Annotated in this window: 17 protein-coding genes; 6 read left to right on the plus strand and 11 right to left on the minus strand. The window is 56.6% G+C overall.

Annotation, left to right across the window (positions count from 1 at the left end):
• Positions 1–39 precede the first annotated feature (39 nt).
• The 4 genes from ABWQ15_RS09480 to ABWQ15_RS09495 all read left to right on the plus strand — a co-directional run bounded on the left by ABWQ15_RS09480 (position 40) and on the right by ABWQ15_RS09495 (position 8369).
• Entirely contained in the window at positions 40–2910 is a 2871-nt protein-coding gene (locus ABWQ15_RS09480; protein WP_353908531.1) for an S-layer homology domain-containing protein, read from the plus strand.
• Positions 2911–3353: 443 nt separating this feature from the next.
• The gene (locus ABWQ15_RS09485; protein WP_353908532.1) at positions 3354–4835 is read left to right on the plus strand and encodes a carbon starvation CstA family protein; all 1482 of its coding nucleotides are present in this window, start codon (positions 3354–3356) and stop codon (positions 4833–4835) included.
• 366 nt (positions 4836–5201) lie between these two features.
• Positions 5202–6395, plus strand: a complete 1194-nt coding sequence (gene ilvA, locus ABWQ15_RS09490) for a threonine ammonia-lyase (protein ID WP_353908533.1) — start codon at positions 5202–5204, stop codon at positions 6393–6395.
• A 324-nt stretch (positions 6396–6719) separates the two neighbouring features.
• Entirely contained in the window at positions 6720–8369 is a 1650-nt protein-coding gene (locus ABWQ15_RS09495; RefSeq protein ID WP_353908534.1) for a bifunctional diguanylate cyclase/phosphodiesterase, read from the plus strand.
• A 181-nt stretch (positions 8370–8550) separates the two neighbouring features.
• Here the strand turns inward: ABWQ15_RS09495 and ABWQ15_RS09500 are convergent, their stop codons facing one another.
• From ABWQ15_RS09500 to ABWQ15_RS09535, 8 genes are all read right to left on the minus strand, one after another.
• The gene (locus ABWQ15_RS09500) at positions 8551–9882 is read right to left on the minus strand and encodes an acetyl-CoA hydrolase/transferase family protein (RefSeq protein WP_353908535.1); all 1332 of its coding nucleotides are present in this window, start codon (positions 9880–9882) and stop codon (positions 8551–8553) included.
• Positions 9883–10064: 182 nt separating this feature from the next.
• Positions 10065–11153 carry a DUF3810 domain-containing protein gene (locus ABWQ15_RS09505; protein WP_353908536.1) on the minus strand — a complete coding sequence of 363 codons (1089 nt, stop codon included), beginning with the start codon at positions 11151–11153 and terminating at the stop codon, positions 10065–10067.
• A gap of 4 nt (positions 11154–11157) precedes the next feature.
• Entirely contained in the window at positions 11158–11892 is a 735-nt protein-coding gene (locus ABWQ15_RS09510) for an ABC transporter ATP-binding protein (protein ID WP_353908537.1), read from the minus strand.
• A 79-nt stretch (positions 11893–11971) separates the two neighbouring features.
• Positions 11972–12757 carry an ATP-binding cassette domain-containing protein gene (locus ABWQ15_RS09515; protein WP_353908538.1) on the minus strand — a complete coding sequence of 262 codons (786 nt, stop codon included), beginning with the start codon at positions 12755–12757 and terminating at the stop codon, positions 11972–11974.
• Positions 12750–13583 (minus strand): ABC transporter permease, encoded by an 834-nt coding sequence (locus ABWQ15_RS09520; RefSeq protein ID WP_353908539.1) that lies wholly within the window; start codon positions 13581–13583, stop codon positions 12750–12752. Before ABWQ15_RS09520 ends, ABWQ15_RS09515 begins: the two co-directional genes overlap by 8 nt.
• On the minus strand, positions 13580–14524 hold the full coding sequence (locus tag ABWQ15_RS09525; protein WP_353908540.1) for an ABC transporter permease: 945 nt from the start codon (positions 14522–14524) through the stop codon (positions 13580–13582). Before ABWQ15_RS09525 ends, ABWQ15_RS09520 begins: the two co-directional genes overlap by 4 nt.
• Positions 14525–14571: 47 nt before the next feature.
• On the minus strand, positions 14572–16131 hold the full coding sequence (locus ABWQ15_RS09530; RefSeq protein ID WP_353908541.1) for an ABC transporter substrate-binding protein: 1560 nt from the start codon (positions 16129–16131) through the stop codon (positions 14572–14574).
• 162 nt (positions 16132–16293) lie between these two features.
• Positions 16294–17529 (minus strand): AI-2E family transporter, encoded by a 1236-nt coding sequence (locus ABWQ15_RS09535; protein WP_353908542.1) that lies wholly within the window; start codon positions 17527–17529, stop codon positions 16294–16296.
• A 179-nt stretch (positions 17530–17708) separates the two neighbouring features.
• On the opposite strand from ABWQ15_RS09535, the gene ABWQ15_RS09540 reads away from it, so the two are divergent.
• A complete protein-coding gene (locus tag ABWQ15_RS09540; RefSeq protein WP_353908543.1) occupies positions 17709–18599 on the plus strand; it encodes a diacylglycerol/lipid kinase family protein in 891 nt (296 codons plus the stop codon).
• Positions 18600–18634: 35 nt separating this feature from the next.
• Positions 18635–19231, plus strand: coding sequence for an NUDIX hydrolase (locus ABWQ15_RS09545; protein ID WP_353908544.1), 597 nt, complete (start codon positions 18635–18637; stop codon positions 19229–19231).
• A gap of 88 nt (positions 19232–19319) precedes the next feature.
• Here ABWQ15_RS09545 and ABWQ15_RS09550 read toward each other — a convergent pair whose 3' ends face one another.
• From ABWQ15_RS09550 to ABWQ15_RS09560, 3 genes are read right to left on the minus strand one after another with little or no spacing between them, the layout of a single operon-like run.
• Positions 19320–20054, minus strand: coding sequence for a type 1 glutamine amidotransferase (locus tag ABWQ15_RS09550; RefSeq protein WP_353908545.1), 735 nt, complete (start codon positions 20052–20054; stop codon positions 19320–19322).
• Between the two features lies 1 nt (position 20055).
• Positions 20056–21390: a MurT ligase domain-containing protein gene (locus ABWQ15_RS09555; protein ID WP_353908546.1), complete on the minus strand. Its 1335-nt coding sequence runs from the start codon at positions 21388–21390 to the stop codon at positions 20056–20058.
• Positions 21387–22061 carry a cyclase family protein gene (locus ABWQ15_RS09560; RefSeq protein WP_353908547.1) on the minus strand — a complete coding sequence of 225 codons (675 nt, stop codon included), beginning with the start codon at positions 22059–22061 and terminating at the stop codon, positions 21387–21389. Before ABWQ15_RS09560 ends, ABWQ15_RS09555 begins: the two co-directional genes overlap by 4 nt.
• Positions 22062–22074 lie beyond the last annotated feature (13 nt).

Below are 22074 nucleotides of genomic sequence, written 5' to 3' on the forward strand. Positions count from 1 at the left end.
AACGCAGCAAAAGCGGCAAATTTTAAAGGAGGAAAATCCATGAAGAAGTTCCTTTCTCTGGTTCTGGCTCTGGTTATGACCATGTCTTTGGTCACCATCGGCGCCGGCGCTACCGAGTACAAGGATCTCACCGACAAGGGTGACATTCAGTATTCGGAAGCAGTCGCAGTTCTCAACAAGCTGGGCATTATCACCGGCTATGAGGACGGTTCCTTTAAGCCCACCGGGGCTCTGACCCGCGGCGCCGCCGCCAAGATCATCGTTTCTCTGATGATCGGCTCCGAGGCCGCTTCCAACCTGACGGTCGCCGCCGCTCCTTACAAGGACGTGCCCGTGACCAACACCTTTGCTGCCGTCATCAGCTATTGCAAGACTGCTGGTTACATCAGCGGTTACTCTGACGGCACCTTCCGTCCCACCGGCGCTCTGACCGGCTACGCTTTCAGCAAGATGCTGCTGGGCGCTCTGGGTTACAGCAGCGCAATTGAGGGCTTCACCAGTTCCGGCTGGACCATGAACGTTGCCAAGATCGGCAATGTTGCCGGCCTGTTCAACGACATCTCTGGCTTCTCTGGCAATGCCGGTGTGGATCGTCAGACTGCTTGCCAGCTGGCTTTGAACACCCTGAAGGCCACCGAGGTTGAGTATGCTGGCAGCTCTGTCAACGTTACCGGCAAAGACATCAACGTCTCCGTCGGCAACAACAAGGCTACCAAGATCGAGCGCCAAAACGAGTCCAGCACGCAGGCTTGGAACGGCACCCCCGATAACCTCTATCAGTTCTGCGAAGAGCACTTCAGCGATCTGAAGATGCTGACTGGCTCTCACTATGATGACTTCGGCCGTCCCGCCAACACCTGGACTTTCAAGAAGGTCACCATTGGCGACTTTGCCAAGACTGCTGACTTCGTGTACACTGCTTCTGTCGGCGATACCGGCAAGGACTCTGCGGATACTGCTCTGTCCAACATGGGCCTGAAGGGCTATAAGACCATTCCCGCCACCTACACTCTGAACGGTGCCGGCAATGTTAAGTCTCTGGCCTCTACGGACGGTCTGGGCCTTGAGAAGCTGACTGGCAACGGCACCATCGTCGAGATCTTCAAGGGCGACAGTGCTGATACCATCTCCGCAATTGTTGTGATTCAGCCCCAGCTGATGCAGGTCAGCTCCGTTTCCTCCAAGACGGTTGCTCTGAAGCTGGTCACCTCCGGCCAGGGCGTTGCCGCTGTCATGTCTGATGACAATGCATTCGCTTCTGTTTCCGGCATGAAGGCTGATGACTATGTCATGGTCATCCCCTGCAAGTCCTCTGCCTCTGCTTCCTGGAAAGTTTTCCAGGCTTATGCTCCCACCGTGGTCACCGGCTCTCTGACCAGCGTGTACACCAAATCCAGTGGTGCGTCCAACGCTGTGACTGTTGCCGGCACCAAGTATTCTGTGGCTGCTGTCAGCAAGGATCTGTCCGATCTGACTGCCTCTACCGTGACCAACACCAAGAAGGACGTCACCCTGTATGTGGATGCCAACGGCTTTGCCACTTACATCAAGGATACCGGCGCTGCTTCTGAGTTCATGATCTACAAGAACTTCTATCAGTCTCTGGTTAACGGCAAGATGGTTTACTACGTGGAAGGCTATGACTTCTCCGGTAATATCATCACCGTTAATGTTGGCTCTTCCTTGGCTGTTGATGGCGCAAAGTATGGTGATGTCATCAATTACACCACTTCCGGCGCTACCGGCTCTGCTGAGTACGTTGTGAAGCATGATGCCGCCCCCTATTCTTCTAATACTGCTGGTTGGAAGACCACCACTACCACTGCTCTGACGACCAGCACCAGCGTTGTGAACGGCGTCACGGTTGCCTCTGATGTGAAGACCATCTTCGTTTCTTGGGATACCGATGTTACCGCTGATGCTGCCTACAACAAGGGCACCGCAGTGAAGAACGTCACCATCAAGAACGGTGTGGCCAATGTGACTACTGCCGAGTTGGCCAATGCTCAGATGTATGTCAACAAGGACAATGCTGTCAAGGCGATTGTTGTCATGACCGAGTCCTCTGACGCTGTGTCCGATAGCGTTCTGTATGTCAAGCAGCTGACCAACAGTGCAGCTCCCAACGGCACCAAGACCTATACCTATACCGCATACATCAATGGCGCTGAGGAGAGCATCACTTCTACCGATCTGATCGACAACGGCAGCTTCGCAACCTACACCAAGGGCGATACCAATTACACCCTGAAGAAGGTTACTGCTTCTGCTTCTGCCACTTCCGCTCTGACCTTCACCATGAGCAAGAGTGCTGTCAACACCGTCAACAACGACCTGCTGACAATCGCTTCTCTGAATAATGTGAAGGATATGACTGCTGCTGCCAATACCGTTGCTCTGGGCGGCACTTCTCTGAACCTGTCCGGCGCTACCTGGATCGACCTGACCGATAATGGTATTGCTTCCGGCAAGACTCTGAAGGATTGCACCGAGATTGCCAGCTCCGATACGGTTGCTGTCAAGGTTATCCTGAACAACAAGCCCGCCGCTGACAACCAGTACAAGGTTGCTCAGATCGTCCTTGTCAATGCAAAGGACTCCACCTCTAATCTGACTGCTGTCACTTATGCTGGCGTTGCTCAGACTATCGGCGTGGGCACTCTGCCCAACATGACCTTTGCTGACAATACGGTTGCTTCCACTGCAGTTGTTCTCACTCCCGCTGCCGGCTCTACTGTGACCAGCATTGTGAGTGCAACTCCCGCAGCCGCAACTGTGTCTGCTGCTTCCGGCAACACCTTCTCCGTGACGCCTGTGGCTGCTGGCAACAGCGTAATCACTGTTGTTGTGACTGCCGCTGACGGCGTTACCACCACCTCTTATACCTTCACCGCAACTGTGACCGCCTAATCTCTCCTGAGATTAGCTCTATCAAAAACACATCTGTGTTGAGATAACAAAAGCCCCGCTCCGAAAGGAGCGGGGCTTTTGCGCGCAGATCCGGCAAAATTTCCCCGGGACCTACTAAAATGGTAACCGCCAAGGCAATAGAGCTTTGCAGTCAAGCGGAGCATTCGGGAATCAGGGATGCAAACCGGTTCTTTGCGCGATGGAGCCAGCCCGGTTCCTTTCGCGAAGCACCGGCCAGCCACGGCTGCTTCTGTTGGTTAAATTACTCCAAAACGAGAAGCAAATATTAATTAACGAAATTTTAACGAATATTAGAGCATTACTAATGAAATCTTAATTGTTTTTAACGTTTTCTGAACGCATTATCCTTGGAAAACCTGCTATGATTTTAACAGACACCTAATAAGCCGCTGGGAGCGGCAAAAAAAGGAGTGTGTGTATTTATGGCAACGTTTCTCATTGGACTACTGATCCTCGTGGGAGGAGCAGCGGCCTATGGCCGTTTCTGCGAGAGGATCTTTGGCCCGGACGGGCGTGAGACGCCCGCCTATTCCAAGCAGGACGGCGTTGACTACGTTCCGATGAAAGAATGGAAAAACAGTCTGATCAACCTGCTGAACATCGCCGGCACCGGCCCCATCATCGGGCCAATTCAGGGCATTTTGTTCGGGCCCATCGCGTTTTTGACCATCCCCATTGGCAACGTCATCGGCGGCGCTATGCACGATTACTTTTCCGGCATGATCTGCCTGCGCGACGGCGGAAGCCAGATGCCCGACATGATCCGCAAGTACAGCAACAAGGGAATTTACGGCATCTATCAGGTCTTTGTCAGCGTGCTTTTGCTGCTGGTGGGCGCGGTGTTCATCTATACCCCCGGAGACATCGCCGCTAAGCAGGTTTTCGGCTTTGACGGCGCTGCAACCTCCGTTTCCACCTGGGTTATCTACGGTGTCATCTTTGCCTATTACCTGGTCGCCACCGTCTTCCCCATCGACAAGATTATCGGCAAGATCTATCCCGTTTTTGGTGCCATCTTGCTGTTCTCCGCGGTGGGCGTGTTTATTGGCCTGTTTGTAAAGGGTTATCCCCTGATGAACGTGTGGGACGACTGGAACGGCGGCTTGATTGCCTACGGCGACTATTTTGGTGAGAACCACTTTATCCCCATCTTCTTCATCACCGTGGCCTGCGGCATCCTCTCTGGCTTCCATTCCACCCAGACGGCCATCATTTCCCGCACAGTGAAGAGCGAGAAGCAGGGCCGCATGACCTTCTACAACATGATGATCCTCGAGGGCTTCATCGCCATGGTTTGGGCTGCGGGCGCTATGGGCGTCTATAATCTGGGGCTGCAGGAGGCCAATCCCTCTCTGGCTACCGATACCATCGGCATTGTATGCAGAAACGTGCTGGGTAACGCCGGCGGCTTGATCGCTCTGCTGGGCGTCATCGTTCTGCCCATCACCTCCGGCGATACGGCCCTGCGGGCTCTGCGCCTGACCATTGCGGATTCTTTCCATCTGGATCAGAGTTCCAACGGCAAGCGCCTGTCACTGGCTGGCATCATCTTTGCGCTGGTTGCTGTGATTCTGGTGTTCGCCAAATCGAATCCCACCGGTTTCAGCACCCTGTGGCGTTACTTCGCATGGTCCAACCAGACGCTATCCCTGTTCGCCTTCTTGGCCATTACCATCTGGATGTTTGAAAACGGCAAGGCCAAATTCGCCTGGGTTCCGTTGATCCCCGGCGCATTCTATGCCTTTGTTACCGTCACATACATCATGAACGCCAAGATCGGTTTCCATATTCCGTGGACCGGCGCCTACATCATCGGTCTCTGCGCTGCTGTGGCCTACGTGGCTGCGATCCTCTGGTACGGACGTCGCAGAGTGGCTAACAGGACCCTGAATGCAAAGCAATAAGATTACGCTCCTCTAACCTTTTTGATTTGCCGCAGCAGGATGCGGTGAGTCCATACAGAAAGCAGGGCCGCGGCGAAAGCTGTGGTCCTGCTTTCTCGTACGGCAAAATAGGCGGAAATTTTTCGTAAGAATGCCTATCCGTGGTGTAAAGCTTTGGAAGTACTGCGTATTGAAATTTTCTCCCAGTAACCGTATAATTACGTAAAGGACAAACAAGCGCAGCTTTGTGCCCACATCAAGTACATATTTTACTTTCGGCGAATTTTTGACGGGACCCGTTTTGCGTGCGCGCAGAACGGAAGAGGCGCGCCGGTATTTCCCATGCCCGTCGTTGGTCCCAAAATAATTGTACAGGAGGGAAACATCATGCTGACTTTGGAAATGATTCTGGATGCTCAGGCCGCGCTGAAGGGCGTAGCCCGGGTGACGCCGCTGAATCCCGCGAAAAAGCTGGGAAAAAACGTATACATCAAGTCTGAAAATCTTCAGCTTACCGGTGCGTTCAAGCTGAGGGGCGCGTACAATAAAATCCGCTCCTTGACCCCGGAGGAGCGGGGGCGCGGCGTCATCGCCTGCTCCGCCGGGAACCATGCTCAGGGGATTGCCCTGTCTGCCACGAAACTTGGCATCAAGTCCATTATCTGCATGCCCGCCGGTGCTCCCATCAGTAAGGTAGAGGCCACCCGGAACTATGGCGCGGAGGTGGTTCTGGTTCCCGGCGTATATGACGACGCGGCGGCGGAGGCTGCCCGGCTCACGGAGGAGAAGGGTTATACCTTTGCCCATCCCTTCAACGACGAGCTGGTGATGGCCGGACAGGGAACCATCGGTCTGGAAATTCTGGAACAGCTGCCGGAGGTGGAGCAGGTGGTGATCCCCATCGGCGGCGGCGGCCTGATCGGCGGTGTGGCCTGCGCCATTAAAAGCCTGAAGCCCGATTGCCGGGTGGTGGGTGTTCAGGCGTCCGGCGCGGCCAGCATGTATATTTCTCAAAAGCAGGGACACCCGGTGGAGCTGCCCGGCGTTTCCACCATTGCCGACGGCATCGCCGTGAAAAGGCCGGGGAATCTTACCTTTGAGCTATGCGCAAAATATGTAGACGAAATCGTCACCGTGAAGGACGATGAGATTGCCACCGCGATTTTGGCGCTGATGGAGGATCAGAAGACTGTGGCCGAGGGCGCGGGAGCCACGCCGGTGGCCGCCGTCATGTTCGGCAAGGTAGACGTGACCGACAAGAAGACCGTGTGTCTTGTCTCCGGAGGAAATGTGGATGTGACCACGCTGTCCCGCATTATCACGAAGGGCTTGTCCAAATCGGGCCGCATCGCCGAGTTCTCCGCAAAAATCGCGGATAAGCCGGGCAGCCTGTTGGGACTTCTTCAGATCGTGGCCAACACCGGGGCTAACATTCTCAGCGTCAGCCATGCGCGGGAGGATAAACACTCCGATGTGGGGGCGTGTATCGTGTCCATGGTGCTGGAGACCCGGAACCCCCAGCATGTGGACGATATTGAACGGGAATTGAGCTCAAACGGCTATGAGCTGCTGTTCAAGTAGATCGGATAAAAAAACTCGCACCGATGATACCCAGGAGTGGGGGACACGATTTGTGATACCCCCACTTCTGGGTCACTGAGCGTTTCAGGGGTCCCATCGAAAGAACTCTCCCTTGACGGAAGGACAAGCATCTGGGAGAGGTAACGCAACTGCTTTGGAAAAATCTAAAATGGTTTTTCTGCGAACCTCTGCGAAATTATTCCTGTGCATGCGACTGAGAACAGCCCATTTGCCTATCTTGTGTTTTTTCCTGCAATGTGCTACGATGATATAGTATTAGCACACAACCCGATCCACTGCCAGCTTGAATCAGGGGATGGTGAAATGGAATATTCGAATATGCTGGAATCCTGCGTTTTTGATCTTTTGTGCAACGCGTCCGAGAAGCCGTACCTGTTTATGGCTGATCTGAAACGCGGCTGTTCCAGATGGTCCCCCGCCGCAGTGAGTTACTTCGGTCTTCCGGGCGAGTACATTGAGAATATGGTGCAGGTCTGGACTTCCTATGTTCATCCGGACGACCGTCGATTCTTTTTGAAGGACATCGGAAGAGTCCTGACCGGCGAATCCAAGCGATTCGACTGCGAATACCGCGCCCGCAACGCCGGCGGAGAATATGTATGGGTCAACTGCAAGGGAACCGCCGAAAGCAATCCGGACGGTTCCCCCGGCCTGTTCGTCGGGATGATGACCGATCTGGGCGGTGTCTCTGTATTCGACCCCGTTTCCGGGCTGCTCAGCGCTTCTGAATTTCAAAGGTGCCTGCACAAGGAACTTTCTCTCGGGCGACGGGGCGTTCTGCTTTTGTTCGGCATTGACGACTTCAAGCGGATCAACGATATGTATGGCTTCGTTTTCGGAGATCAGTTGCTGTGTGCGCTGGGACAGCAGATGCATAAGCTTCAGGGCTACACGTTCTATCGGATGGACGGGGACAAGTTTGCCTGCGTTGTTTCGGGAGACGAGGGAAAAGAGGCTGCTAGGATTTTTTCCAGAGTCCGAGATATTGCCCATGCTCTCCCCCTCACTGACAAAACGGCGTTTGGAATTTCCATTTCCTGCGGTGCGGTGCTCTATCCGACTTGCGGGAAAAAGGTTGAGGCCCTGCGCGCAAAAGCGGAATATGCGCTGGAACAGGCAAAAAGGAACGGACACGACAGCATGGCCGATTATTCGGAAAATCTCCATCGAAAAGCAATGGATCTTTTTCGTTTGCAGGAAGCCCTTTATAAAGCAATTTACAACGATTTCGAGGGATTTTCACTGCATTATCAGCCGCTGATCTGCGAGTCGGATGGAACCGTCTTCGGGGCTGAGGCACTGCTGCGCTTTTCTGCCCCGAATCTGCCGCATGTCACTCCGGCGGACTTTATCCCCGTGCTGGAGGATAGCGGCTCCATCAATGAGGTTGGCGCTTGGGTCATACGAACCGCGCTGCGCCAGGCCGCCGAATGGAGAAAGCTGCTTCCCGGCTTTACCGTCTCCGTCAATGTTTCTTATCTGCAAATGCGGCGGCCCGGGTTTCGGGACATGGTGCTTCGGGAACTGGAGCGGAGCGGTGTGCCTGCCGATGGATTGATTCTGGAGCTTACGGAAAGCTGCCGGGCAACCGCGTATGATCAATTGCAGGCTGACTTCCAATTTTTTGCGGAACACAGGATCAAGCTGGCGCTGGATGATTTCGGCACCGGGTACGCCTCCATTGCCATGCTGCGGGAGCTGGCACCGCCGTGGATCAAGATTGATCATACCTTCGTCGCCTCTATCAAAGATAGCAGTCTGGATCAGGCCATTATCGAGTACATTTTTCAGCTGTGCGACCGGGCCGGAATTCAAGTCTGCGTTGAGGGAATCGAAACAGTCGATATCCGCAGGACCGTCTGCCGATACCACCCGGAGCTGCTTCAGGGCTACTACTTTTCAAAACCCATGCCGACCGCCGAGTTTGAGACCTGTTACATCTCCCGGAGCTGATGGGAAATAATTCTCTCCGGGTTCTTCCGGAGTACCAGAATCGCGGCAGCGCCAGTCAAATAAAAGCCCAGCAAAAGCCGACGCATGCGTCGTCCTTTGCTGGGCTTTTCTGTTTGTCCGAGATATATTATAAGGTGGAATCCAGTCAATTGCGGGAATTTAATGGAGGCGCTGAAGCTGTTTATCGATTGGACCGCCGCCAGATCTTTTGCTGCTCGGCGGCGGCAATCAGGTCCTCCCGGAAATCCGGGTGAGCGATGGAAACCAGCATTTGCGCCCGTTCCCAGGTGGAGCGTCCCGCCAGATTCACCGCGCCGTACTCCGTGACGATGTAGTAGGCCTGACTGCGGGGGTCGGTGACGATGTCCCCGCCGAAGTGGGGCAGAATGCGGGAATGGCGGACACCGGCCTTGTCCATGTATGACGAAGTCATGCAGATGAACGCCTTGCCGCCGCGGGACATCGCCGCGCCGGTGAGATAATCCAGCTGGCCGCCGGTGCCGCTGATTTGTCGGAGTCCCACGCTTTCAGCGCAGACCTGCCCGTAGAGGTCCACAGAGATGCAGCTGTTGATGGAGATCATGTCGTCCATCCGCGCGATGGTCTCCGGCGCGTTGACGTATTCCAGCGGAGCCACCACCACGCCGGGGTTCTCGTTTACCCAGTCATACAGGGACTGAGAGCCGAACACGATACCGGCCATGCCCTTGTTGCGGTGGATGGCGCAGCGGGTATTAGTAAGCTTGCCGGCGCGAAACAGCTCGTAGTAAGCGTCGCCGCACAGCTCCGTGTGCATTCCCAAATCCTTCAGATCAGACTGAGCCAGCAGCGAGCCCACCACGTTGGGCATTCCCCCAATGCCCAATTGCAGCGTGGCGCCGGAGGGGATCTGCGGCACGATCAGCTCCGCGATCTTTACATCCTCCTCCGTGGGTTTGGCGATGGGGAACTGGAGCAGGGGAGCGTGTTCGCCCTCCACCACACAGTCCACCTCCGAAATGTGGATGGACTCGTCGAATCCGCCGTAGATGCGGGGCAGATGCTCATTGACCTCCAAAATGACGAGATCCGCCTTTTCGAGAATTCCCCGCGCCACGCCCGTGGCGCAGGAGAGGTTGAAGTACCCATGCTTATCCATGGGCGGCACGCTCATCATGGCCACATTTACCGTCAGAAAGTGACGGTAATAGGAAACTACGTTCCGGAAGATCATGGGAATATAGTTGCACAGTCCTTTGTCGCAGAGTTTGCGCTCGTAAGCGGAGCAGTGCCATGTGTTGTAGAAAAAGTGCTCCCGGGAGGGGTCGCATTCCGCCACTTGAATGGGAGAGAAAATCAAATTTCCCCGAATTTTTACATCCGTCAGCTCGTCTCTGCGCGCGGCCAGCGCTGCGTCCAGCAGGATGGGAAAACACATAGTGGTGGTATAGTCCACCCAGTCGCCGGACCTGACGGCTTGAACCGCCTCCGCCGGTGTGCGCAGTTTTGCCTGATATTCCTCATAAATGTCCATGTCAGTTACCTTCCTTTCCTGCGGCGGCCAGTCCGGAACGGAAGGCCTTTGATTTGTGTACTATCATATCGCCTTTGGCCGGGAAAAGTCAAGAAGGGCCTTGTGTTGTTGAAATGAGGTGCGGAGAAATCACCCCGCCTGAGTTCGGACCAAAAGGCAAAAACCACCGCCTGGGCGGCGGTTTATTTGTAGTACGCTACCAGAAGATCCACGACCATCCCATAGCTTTTCATTCCGTTTTCGTCGCCATAGCTTTTCAGAAGACGGTCATAGACCTTGTTGGAGACCTTTTTGACAGTGGAGTTGCGGAACTGCGCCCAGTATGCGTTGTTGTTCTGAAGATCCGCCCGGACGTTTTCGGGAAGACCGTCATAAATCTCCTGCCAGCGGTCGCGGTCCGCGCTGTACAGCGCGTTTCCCAAGTATACGTAGCCAAGGAGCCAGCCGGAATAGGCGTAATCCGACAAATTGCACGTGGTGGAGGCCAGGACGGCAATGAAGTTGCACTCCTGCTCCGAGGCGATGCCCCGCTGGTGAGCCAGCTCGTGGGCGATGGTGGATGGCAGAAAGACGGCGGGGCTGTCCACATTGACGTTGCTCTCGCCGGTCAGTGGGCAGTAGACCCCGGTGAAATCCAACAGGCTCATCACGCGGGAGAAGTGGACGGCTTTTGGCGGTTGATCGTCAAAAGCAAGAAAAGGAAACCGCTGTGAAACCGCACCGTAAACCTGAGTGCTCTGCGTCAGAATGTCCGCCCGAGAGACGGCGAAAAGGCCATTTTTGTCCCGCGCCACCTGGCCTTCCGTCTCCGCCAGCCGGTCCGCGAAGTACTGCGTCACAGAAGTCAGATCGCTGAGTGTCACGTCCTCTGCGTAAATTCCGGACCGGGCCTGAAATCCGTCGGCCTCGTATTGGACACCCCAGAGCCAGCAGAAAGCGCCCCAAATGGTCAGCCCGGTACACACCGCGCCGAGAAGGATGCTGTAAATCCGGCGGCTTCTTTGTTTCCCCGCCCGAATGACAGCGACAATCCCAACCATCAGGTACGCCGCGATAAACACCAACAGCGCAATGCACAGAACCTCCATCACGGAAAAGCGCACGCGATAGCTGAGAGTCCCCAATGCCCGACGAAAGGGATTGGAGACGCGCTGCGTCAGCGCGGTCATCCAGACCCCGTTTTTTTGGACGGCGAGAAAAACTCCCAGAATCGCCAGCTCCGCCAGCAGCCAGATATGAAGTTTCCTGTGCCTCAGAAAAAACACGTTCATATTTTCACTCCGCCGCCAGAAGCTGGCGGGTGTAGTCCTGCTGCGGGTGGTTAAAAATCTCCTCCACCGTCCCCTGCTCCACAATCCGGCCGGATTTCATCACCAATACCCGATGGCACAGCTGATAGACGACGTTCAAGTCGTGAGAGATGAAAAGGTAGCTGAGCCCAAGCTCCTGATTCAGCTTTTTGAGGAGCTCCAGAATCTGCGCCTGAATCGTCACATCCAGAGCGGAAACCGGCTCGTCGGCCACCAGAAATTTTGGCCGCTGGATCAGGGCCGCGGCAATGGAGACCCGCTGACGCTGCCCGCCGGAGAGCTCCGCGGGTTTTGCGTCCAGCACCTCCTCCGGCAGCTCCACCCGATCCAGAATGTCCCGTACCCGGCGCTTCCGTTCCGGACCGTCATATTTGCCGAAAATCCGCAGCGGCTCCTCCAGAATCCACGATACGGGGTAGGCGGGGTTCAGCGAACTGTAAGGGTCCTGAAAGATCATCTGGGGCCGTTTGGTGTGGTGGACAATCTCGCCGGAATCGGGTTTAATCATGCCCAGAATCGCCTTTGCAAGTGTGGATTTTCCCGTCCCGGATTCTCCCACCAGACCGAGAATTTCCCCTTCACGGACGTCGAAGGTCACGTCCCGCAGAACCTCCTGCCGGACGGTCTTTCCAAGCAGTCCGCCTCCCACCCGGTAACCGCAGGTGAGATGGCGGACGGACAAGGCCAGTTCATCGGTCATAACACGGCCCCCTTCTGTCAAAATGCGCGTCTTCTAAAATACAAAACGCAATATTATTAAAAAATATCGCGAAATGTAATCAAAAATTTTCCCTCTTACGGGTGGGAATGGCGGCGACCAGCTTTTTTGTATAAGGATGCTGCGGGTTGGCGTAAACCTCCTCCGTCGCTCCGGTCTCCACGATGACGCCGGTCTGCATCACTGCCACGCGGGAGCTGAGCTTGCGGACCACGTTCAGATTATGGGAGATGAACAGCATGGACATGCCGTATTCCCGGTTCAGCTTTTTTAAAAGCTCCAGGATCTGGGCCTGAATCGTCACATCCAGCGCGGTGGTGGGCTCGTCCAGCAGCAGAAGTTTCGGATGTGTCACCGCGGCGGCGGCGATCATAGCCCGCTGGAGCATTCCGCCGGACAGCTCATGGGGGTACTTGTCATAGAGCGTTTCCGGGTTCGGCAGCTCCACCGCCGTCATGGCGGCGAGGGCGCGGGCGCGGCGCTCCGCTTTCGTCAGGTCGGTGTGGAGGTACAGACACTCCTCCACTTGCTTCCCCACCTTCATCAGCGGGTCCAGGCTGGACTGGGGCTCCTGAAAAACCACGCCGATCTCCCGGCCTTGGATTTTCCGCAGGGCGGAGCGGTCCGCGTGAAGCAGGTCCGCGCCGTCCAGCAAAACGTCCCCGGAATAATCGCACTGCTTCCGGGGCAGAAGGCCTGCCACCGACATGGCGGTGACGGATTTACCGGAGCCGGATTCGCCCACAAGGCCCAGAATCTCCCCATCGGCAATGGAGAGGGAGACGCCAGCCACCGCCTCGCGGTGGCGGCTGTGGAATTTCACATGGAGGTCGCGGATCTCAAGCATTTCGCTCCCCCTTTCCGCCTTGAAGTCCCTCTCCGATCAGGCCCACTCCGAAAATCAGTCCCACAATCACTCCGCCGGTGCAAAGGGCGTACCACGGGGCGGAGGCCATCATCCCCTGTGCTTCGGATAAAAGCGCCCCCAGAGAGGCATCGGGCGGCTGACCGCAAAGGCCCAAAAAGCTCATAGACGCCTCCGCCAGCACCGCATTGTTAAAGCCGATGGTGGCGGCGGGCAGAAGGACGTGGAGCGTGTTGGGCAAAATATGGACAAAGAGAATGCGGGCGGGCGTTGCCCCCATGAGCCGGGCGCTTTGAACGAAGTTCGCGTCCCGCAGGGAGCTGAATGCCGTCCGGGCGATGCGGGCGAAGCTGGGAATGAACACGATACCCAGAACCAGCAGAACCTGGTACTTCCCAGAGCCAAAAACAGTGATGCACACCAGCGCCAGAAGAATGCTGGGAAAGGCGGTGATGGTGTCGTTGAAACGCATGAGCAGCTCGTCCACCGCGCCGCCGAAATAACCGGTGAGAGCACCTATTAAGGTACCGCATACCGCACCGATGACCACCGTGCCAACGGCTACCAGAGCCGTGGCGCCAGCTCCCTTGAGAACGCGGCTGAAGATATCCCGGCCGAAGTTGTCCGTTCCAAAAAGGTGAGCGAAGGACGGCCCGTCCAGTTTTGGCCCCGTCATCATGGCGGTGGGGTCATAAGGCGTCCACACCGCGCCCAGCAGGATCAAGGCCAGCAAGATGCCGGTGATGATGCAGCCCGCAAGGAAACAACCGTTTCGATGGTCCAGCACGGCCTTTTTGAGAGTCTTCATGTCCGCGCACCTCCAAGTCTTGGGTCAATGCGACGGTTCACAAGGTCCGCGACGGTGTTTGCCAGAACCACCCAGAACGCCAGTACGACCACGATGGCCTGTACCGTGGGATAATCCCGGCTTCCAATCGACGTCAGCAGCAGCCGACCAAGTCCGGGCAGGTTGAATACCTGCTCCACCACGATGCTGGCCGCCACAATCTCGGCCATGGTTTGGGCCAGAAAGGTCACCACAGGCACCAGCGAGTTTTTCAGCACATGGCGGTACAAAACCCCGGGGCGGTCATTGCCCCGGGCGATGGCGGTGCGGACATAGTCCTTGTCCATCTCCGTCAGCACGGTGCTGCGGAGCATCCGCACGGTTTGGGCGATGCGGGGTATGGCAATGGCGGCGGCGGGGAACAACAGGTACCAGAGGGAGCCGCCCACATTTACGGCAAAGCCGGGATACGCGCCGTGGCGAAACCAGTGAAGTGAGATACTAAACAGCCACGTCAGCAGGATGCCGGTAAAAAAGGGGGGCAGAGCCATAAGAAATTGATTAACCACCGTATGGACCGCGCTCCGGACCCCGCCGCCGTACCGGACGGAGCGAAGCCCCAGCGGCAGAGCAAGCAGCACCGTCAGCGCGAAGGTCATCAGACTCAGCACCAGCGTCACCGGCAAGCGGGCAGCCAGCAGATCTACAACCGACCCGCCGGAGTAGGACTCCCCCAAGTTGCCGGTGACAAATCCATAAAGCCAGCTGCCGTATTGGACAAGGAAGGGACGGTCAAGCCCCATCTCGTGTTGCAGCGCCGCCACCTTTTCCGGCGTGGCCTCGGTCCCCAGCAGGTTGGTGGCGGGGTCCCCCGCCACCAGCTGAAACGCCGCAAAGGCCAAAAAGGAGACGGCGACCATGGTCAACAGCAGCATAAAAAACTTTTTAACTGCGTATTTCACGGTCGTCGCCTCCTTTCTATATCTAGGCGTTTGAAATTCGAGTCTGTTTATTCGGCCTTCACGCCAGACAGGTCCATCACGTAAATGGGATAGAACTGATAGCCGGTGAGGCCGCTGCGGATGGCAACCAAGTCGCCCAGATCCTGAAGATACACGTTGGCGGCGTTCTCCGTCAAGTTTTTCTCCATCTGCTTGTAGAGGTCCACCTGCGCCGTATCGTCACCGGAGGCAGTGACCAGCTGGGTCTTCTGAAACAGGGCGTCATAGTCCGCGTTGCTGTAGTTGGTAAAGTTTTTACCGTAGGTGGAGGTAAACCGCTCCAGCATAGCCCGGGCAGTCATGCTGCTGGCATCCACGCCCACTACCGTGGACTGATAATCCCGGTCGGTATAGACCCGGCTGACCCAGGTGTTCCAGTCCACCGGTTCGATCTGCACATTGATGCCGATGGCCTTCAACTGTTCCACCAGCACCTGAGCGGTGTCAACGTGGGGCTGGTAGTTGGAAGGAACGGTGATGCTTAGGTCAAAGCCGTTGGGATATCCGGCCTCCGCCAGAAGGGATTTGGCCTTTTGGATATCCTGGGTATAATAGTTGGTGAGGGAGTCGTCAAAATATTTGGTGAAGGCGGGGTACATGCTGGACCCCAGGGCGGTGCCGGTACCGTCGGTGGCGAGGTCGATGACCTGCTGCTTGTCCACGGCGTAGCACAGTGCCTGCCGCACCCGCACATCGTCCAGAGGCTTCACCGCGTTGTTCAGGTACAGCGCCTGCACGAGATTCATCGTACCTTTGAGAATCTTAAAGCCGTCTTTCAGCTGCGCGGCCTGCGTGGTGGTGAGATGGGCGCACAGGTCGATGGCCCCGCTCTGAAGAGCCAGCACCATCGCGTCTCCGCTTTCAAAAATCTTAAAGGTCACGGTCTTCAGCTCCGGCTTTTCACCCCAGTAGTCGTCAAATCGCTCCAAAACAATGGAATCCCCATTGGTGCGGGAGACGAATTTGAAGGGGCCGGTGCCGATGGGCGCCGTTGCCTGCTGGTCGTAGTTTGCGGGAAGAATCGCGGTGGTGAGGGACGCCAGAAATTCGCTGTCCGGCGCGCTGAGGGTAATGACCACCGTTTTCTCGTCCGGTGCCTTCACCGACTGAATATTAGAAAACGCCTCCACCAAAGGGGTTTTACCCTCACTGGTGTCGGCGCAGCGTTCGATGGACCAGACCACATCGTTCGCTGTCACCGCCGCGCCGTTGTGGAACTTCACGCCCTCACGCAGAGTGAAGGTGTAAACCGTTCCGTCGGCGGATACCTCGTGGTGGCTGGCGACCGCGTCGATCAGATCTCCGCTAGGAGTGGGCTTTACCAGCCCCTCAAATACGTTGAACATGACTTCTCTGGTCCCTGCCGATACCGTAAGGTGTGGGTCAAGGCTTTCGTCTAAATCCTGTGCGATGCCCACGGTGATGGAATCTGCCGTGGACCCCGGGCTCGCGCTGCCCGCGTTGCTTTGTGCTCCCGCCGCGCCGCTCTCCTCGCTGCCGCCTCCACAACCGGAGAGTGCGGCGCACAGGAGTGTCGCCAGAAGCCCTGCCAAAATACGTTTTTTCATGTTTTCTCCTTCCCCTGGCCGCCCGGTGGGTCGACTGGGTTTGAAAAATATTTGGCTCCTATTCAGTTTTGTCCCAAAAAGGGGCCTTACGGGTTTGTCATAAAAATAACGCTCCCGCAAGGCCGTATTGTACACGATATTTGCCCTGATTGCAAGGGGATTTTACAGTTTCCCAGAATCTTTCGGCATTTTTTCTTCCGGCGTCGGCGTTTTGCCCTGATAAGCGGAGACCGATGTGGGCATACCCCGTTTTTTTAGCCGACAGTTTACGCAGAAGTCCACAAAGGTATTGAAGCAGGCGAACACCGGCACGGCAAAAAACATTCCCGGTACGCCGAAGAAGCTGCCGCCCACCAAAATCGCAATGATGACCCAGAGACTGGAAAGTCCTGTCCGGTCTCCCAAAATCTTGGGGCCGATGATGTTGCCGTCCACCTGCTGGAGGGCCAAAATGAAGATGAGAAAGTACAGCGCCTTGATGGGAGAGTCCAGCAGGATCAGAAACAGGCTGGGGATGGCGCCCAGAAACGGGCCGAAGAAGGGGATAATATTGGTGACACCGACGATGACCGACACCAACGGCGCATAGGGAAAGTTGAAGATGCTGGAAAAAATAAAGCAAATAATTCCGATGATAAGGGAGTCCAGCAGCTTTCCCCGGACAAATCCGCTGAAGATGCGGTCCGCCGTACCCACGGCCCGAAAGATCCAGGTGGCATGAAAGGAGCGGAACAATCCGCATACCAGCTTGCGGCAGTGAGCCGCGCAGCGCTCCTTCGTATCCAGCAGGTAAATGGAGACGATGATGCCAATCAACAGGTTTTTAAAAAAGTTCAACGCAGACACGACGCCGCCGCCCAGAGCGGACATCAGTTGCTGCGCCTGAGGCAGAACCTGATTGGTAATCAGGCTGGACAGATCCTTGTAATAGGCGCTCAACTGATTCATTACCCAGCCTTCAAGAGACGGATTTTGCTCCAAAAGCCCAGTGATCCAGGTGTTAATCGTATTGTAGTAGGTCTCCATATTGCTGAACAGACGCAGGACACTCTTGTACACTTGCGGCAGCAGAAAGCTCAACAACAGATAGGCAAAACCGGCAATGACGATCCACGTCAGCACCAGACTCGCCGCCCGAACTCCGGCGGAACGGAAGCGTCCGCCGCCCTTGGCGGCGGCCATCTGATGGGGAGAAATAAGCTGGTCGAAAAAGTCCACCATGGGGGCCAGCAGGTAGGCGATCATAGCTCCGTAGAGAATAGGTTTCAAAGCCTCGAACAGGCGGAGAACCAGTACCACCGCGTCCCGCTGACCGAAGAGCACATCGTAAAACAGAAGGATCGCCGCCGCGGTCAAAAACACGGTGACGCCCACTTTCCAGTATCTGCTCTGCCGCACGTGCCTCGCCTCCTTCAAATTTTCCGCGCTTTACGCGGCACTTTCTGATATTGTAACACGGAGGGAAAGAGAATTGCAATACCGCGCTGGACGTGTTATACTATTGCACACAACTGAAATGCAGTCGGTTTTAGATCATTTACAGATTCTTTACGGCTGTATGAGCAGGAGGCATCGCAATGAAAGATAAAAAACTGCTTCTGATCGTGAATCCACGCTCGGGAAAAACTCAGTCTGGAGGACCGCTGTTTGACGCGATGGGCGTATTCTCGGACGCGGGATATCTGATTAAGCTTCACAATACTGCCGGTCCTGGCGACGCCACGGAAACTGCCGCGGCAGAGGGATCAAAATATGACACGGTGGTCTGCGTGGGCGGGGATGGCACACTGAACGAGACCATCTCCGGACTGATGCAGCTGGAAAAGCCGCCGCTGCTGGGCTATCTGCCCCGGGGCAGCACCAATGACTTTGCCGCCAGCCTCCATATCTCCGCAAATCCTGTCCGGGCGGCGCAGACCGCCATGGCCGGCGAACTGCAGAAGCTGGACATTGGAAAGTGGAACCAGCGATATTTTGTGTACGTGGCCTCCTTTGGGGCCTTTGTGCGCAGCTCCTACGCCGCGTCCCAGGCCGCAAAAAACGCGCTGGGGCACTTTGCCTATATTCTGGAAGGCATGAAGGACCTGAATACCCTGCGCCCCTACCGGATCCGGCTGACCGCCGACGGGGAGACGCTGGACGGGGAATACCTGTTCGGAGCGGTGTGCAACTCCACCTCCATCGGCGGACTGATGAAGCTGGACCCGGAACGGGTGGTGCTGGATGATGGAAAGTTTGAAATGCTGCTGATCCCCAACCCAAAGACGCCCATCGACCTGAATAACCTCATTCTCGCCCTGCTGAATCAGGAGTATGATCAGGGCGGGCTGGTATTTCGCCATGTGTCCTCCGTCCATGTGGAAACGGAGGAGGAGCTGCCCTGGTCCCTTGATGGGGAGTATGCCCCCGCCGTGCCGTCGGTAGACATTGAAAATCAGCGGCAGGCCCTTTCCTTTTTGCTGGGATGAACAGGGAAACGCTGAAAACCCTGTGGCGGGACCGCGTGCCGGGACTGCTGGGGCGGAAACTTGAGTATGCGGTGCTGTGTCCCTTTGTGGAGAAGGAGGACGGGCTGCACCTCCTCTTTGAAGTCCGATCCGCGTCGTTGCGCCGTCAGGGCGGCCAGGTCTGCTTTCCCGGCGGCCGAATGGAGCCGGGGGAGACGGCGGAGCAATGCGCCCTGCGGGAGATGGAGGAGGAACTTCATGTCCCTACGGACCATATTCAATTGCTGGGACGGGCGGACTATCTCTGTCAGCCGGGGAAATTTTCTCTTCAGCCGGTGCCGGGACTGGTGGACGATGAGGGGTTTCGCGCCCTGCGGCCCTCTTTGGCGGAGGTGAGCGAGTTTTTTACCGTGCCGCTGAAATTTTTTCAGAACCATCCGCCGGAGATTCACGTCTATACGCTGGAACCCAGTGTTCCGCTGGACTTTCCCTATGACGCGGTGGGGGTTCCGCCCTCCTATCCCTGGGAGGCGGGCGAGATGGAGGTCCCCATCTGGCGCTGGGAGGGCCACGCCGTCTGGGGGCTCACAGGGCGCATCGTGAAAAACCTGCTTGAGACCATGGAGGGAGCCTTACCGGATAAAAATGGATAGAAATGTGCCCGCTGTCCTTTTGGACGGCGGGCGCATTGGTCTTTGTCAAATACTTCCCGAATAAGCGTCGGAACGAGCGCCGCCGCGCTTATTTTGCTTCGATCCGCGCCTTTAGTTCCTGGCACGCAACGCGGAAGCTCTCCTCCTCCATCGGATAGACGGGCAGAGCTTCCGGCAGGGCTTCCCCGCGGCGGCTGTAAATCGCGGCGATCACCTTGCGCATCAGGGGTGGGTTTTTTACCAGAATGGGTCCGGTCAGCTCCGAGGCGAACACGTTGTTTTTCCGGAAACCCTCCGGCCCACGCTCCTGCTCGTTGCCGAAGCCCATGTAAAGTTCCGTCAGCAGCGGCGTCACAACGCCGGAGATCAGCGTACAGGAGTTCATAAAGCCGACGATGGGGGACTGATAGAGGTCCGTGTGCCCGTATACATCGCCCACGAACCGCTTTTTGCCCTGTGTGCAGCTAAAATTGCCGACACGGACGCCCATGAAATACGTACCCGCCGCATCCGTAATAGACTGCCCCAGCAGCTGCATCGCCGTGCCGCAGAAGAGCATGGCAACACCCTCGTCGGCAGCGTCCCGGATATCTTTTCCAAAACGGGAGAAATCCTCCAGGGCAGCCTTCTGACTGCGCTCTGTCCCAGCGCCCATGAAAATGAAGTCCGCATTTTCAAAGCTCACCTGCTCGCCGGGACGGATCTCCTCCACCGTTACGGTGTTGCCCAGGTCCTCCAGATGGCGTCGCAAAAGAGCCACGTTGCCCCAGCTGCCGTACAGGCTCATAAGGTCTGGATAAAAATGCAGAAAACGAAGATCCATCTCACACCGCCTCCTTTTCCACCTGCGAGAGCAGCTTGTCCCGGTCGGAGAAGCAGGTGAGGACGTAGACGTCCTCCGCCCCGCCGGCCTTCAGGGAATTGCACGCTTCCGTGATATCGGGATGCAGCTCAATTTTTTCCTGAGGCACATCGGTAAAGGAGAAGCGGACGGCAAGATCGCTGGCATACTGCCCGCAAAGCAGGACCTTTTGCACATGTTCGCTGTTCAGCTGGCCAAAGTCGATGTCCCACAGCCAGCTGGTCTCGCTGGTGTAATACTTGCGGCTGACGGCGTCCACGATGATGACCACCGTGCAGGGGTCCTCCGTGGAGCGGACATAGCGCAGGTTCGTGTCATAGGCGATGGAGTTCTCGTGCTTGCTGGTCAGCAGCATCCCGTGGTGCGCTCCCAGGAGGAACCGAACCATGCGCCCGTTTTTCAGAATATAGTTGTTGACCACCTTTCCGATCTGCTCCGCGCCAACGCCGCATTCCCGGCACACGGCATAAGCTGCCAGAATGTTATAGACATTGTAGATGCTGCGGAAGGCCAGATGGATGGTGAGATCTTCGTCGATGGTCAGCACGCCTGTCTCCAAATCCAGAGCGGTGGCGGTATAGTCCACACGGACCGGTTTTGCAAACTCACAGGAGGGGCAGTGGTAGCTGCCGATGTGGTTAAAGTGGTAATAGCGGTATTCCATGGGGGATTTGCAGACGGGACAGTAGGCCCCGTCGCGGTAAGCGCCGGAGGGTTCCTCCGTGGAGATGGAGCAGCGGTCCAGCCCGAACCACCTCACATTGTCCCGATCCAGCGCAAAGCTGGCGGAAAGGGGGTCGTCGGCGTTGAGGATGAGCCGGGTCTCCGGGAACATGGCGGGCTTGAGCGCGTCAAAAACCCACTCGGGGTGTCCGTTCCGGGTCAGCTGGTCCCGGTACAGGTTGGTGACCACAAAGTGAGTGGGATGGAAAAACTGAAAGCTGTGGGCGGCGTACCGCTCGTCGGATTCGATCAGCAGCACGTCGGCCTTCATGACGCCGCCAAAGGTGGAGTGGGTCAGCACCGTGGTGGTCACGCCCTCAATCTGGTTGGAGCCCTCCTCGTTGTAGACCACATTTTTCCCCTCTGCCCGCAAAATGGCGGCGATCATTTCCACGGTAGAGGTCTTGCCATTGGAGCCGGTGACGGCAATGATGTAGCGGGGCAGTGTGATCTGCCGTAGAATGTCCGGGCAGATCTTCAGCGCGTACTGGCCGGGCAGCGAGCTGCCGCGCCCTACCAGCTTTCCGACAAAGCGGCCCAGCTTGCACACCAGAATGGCAAGAAATTTCATCATGTGTCAGCGCCCTCTTCCTTTTCTGAAAAGTCGCGGAACTCGGCCACGGCGCGGACAGGCGCGCCGTCGGCATCCAAAAATTTCATGGGCAGAGCAAAGAACATCATATCTTTCCGCCCCACGACCTTTTTCAGACACAGACTCTCCACGATCACAAGCCCGCCGCCCAGCAGCGTCTTGTGGGCCTTCCGGTCCGGGTCTATCAGAGTGTCCACGCTCAGCGCGTCGGTGCCCACGCCCTTGAGCCCGCAGGAGACCAGATACTGGGCTGCCTCTTTGTCCGGGACGGGAAACGTGTCTTCAAAATAGGCGTCGGTTCCCCATTTTTTCTCCCAGCCGGTGTAAAAAAGGACAAAATCGGTGGAGAGGACGGCGCCATTGAGGCCGCGCAAAAAGTCCGCCGTGATGATCCCACTGGGCGGGAGAAAGGACACGTCCACTACCGCCGCCCGTCCGCAGAACTGGGACACGGGCAACACGTCCAAGCTGGACCCGTGGGGCAGCATGTGGGACGGCGCGTCCATGTGGGTACCGGTGTGGGAAGCGAACTGGATCAGGGTCTCCCGGTAACCGTTCCGGGTCAGGTTGCCGGTGGGCTTGAACGCGGGCTGTGGCGAGCCGGGATAGACGGGCATATCTTCGCGAATGGTGTGTGTCAGGTCGAGAATCATAGTATAACTTCCT

It is taken from the genome of Oscillibacter sp. (genome assembly GCF_040505565.1).
Taxonomy (GTDB): domain Bacteria; phylum Bacillota; class Clostridia; order Oscillospirales; family Oscillospiraceae; genus Oscillibacter.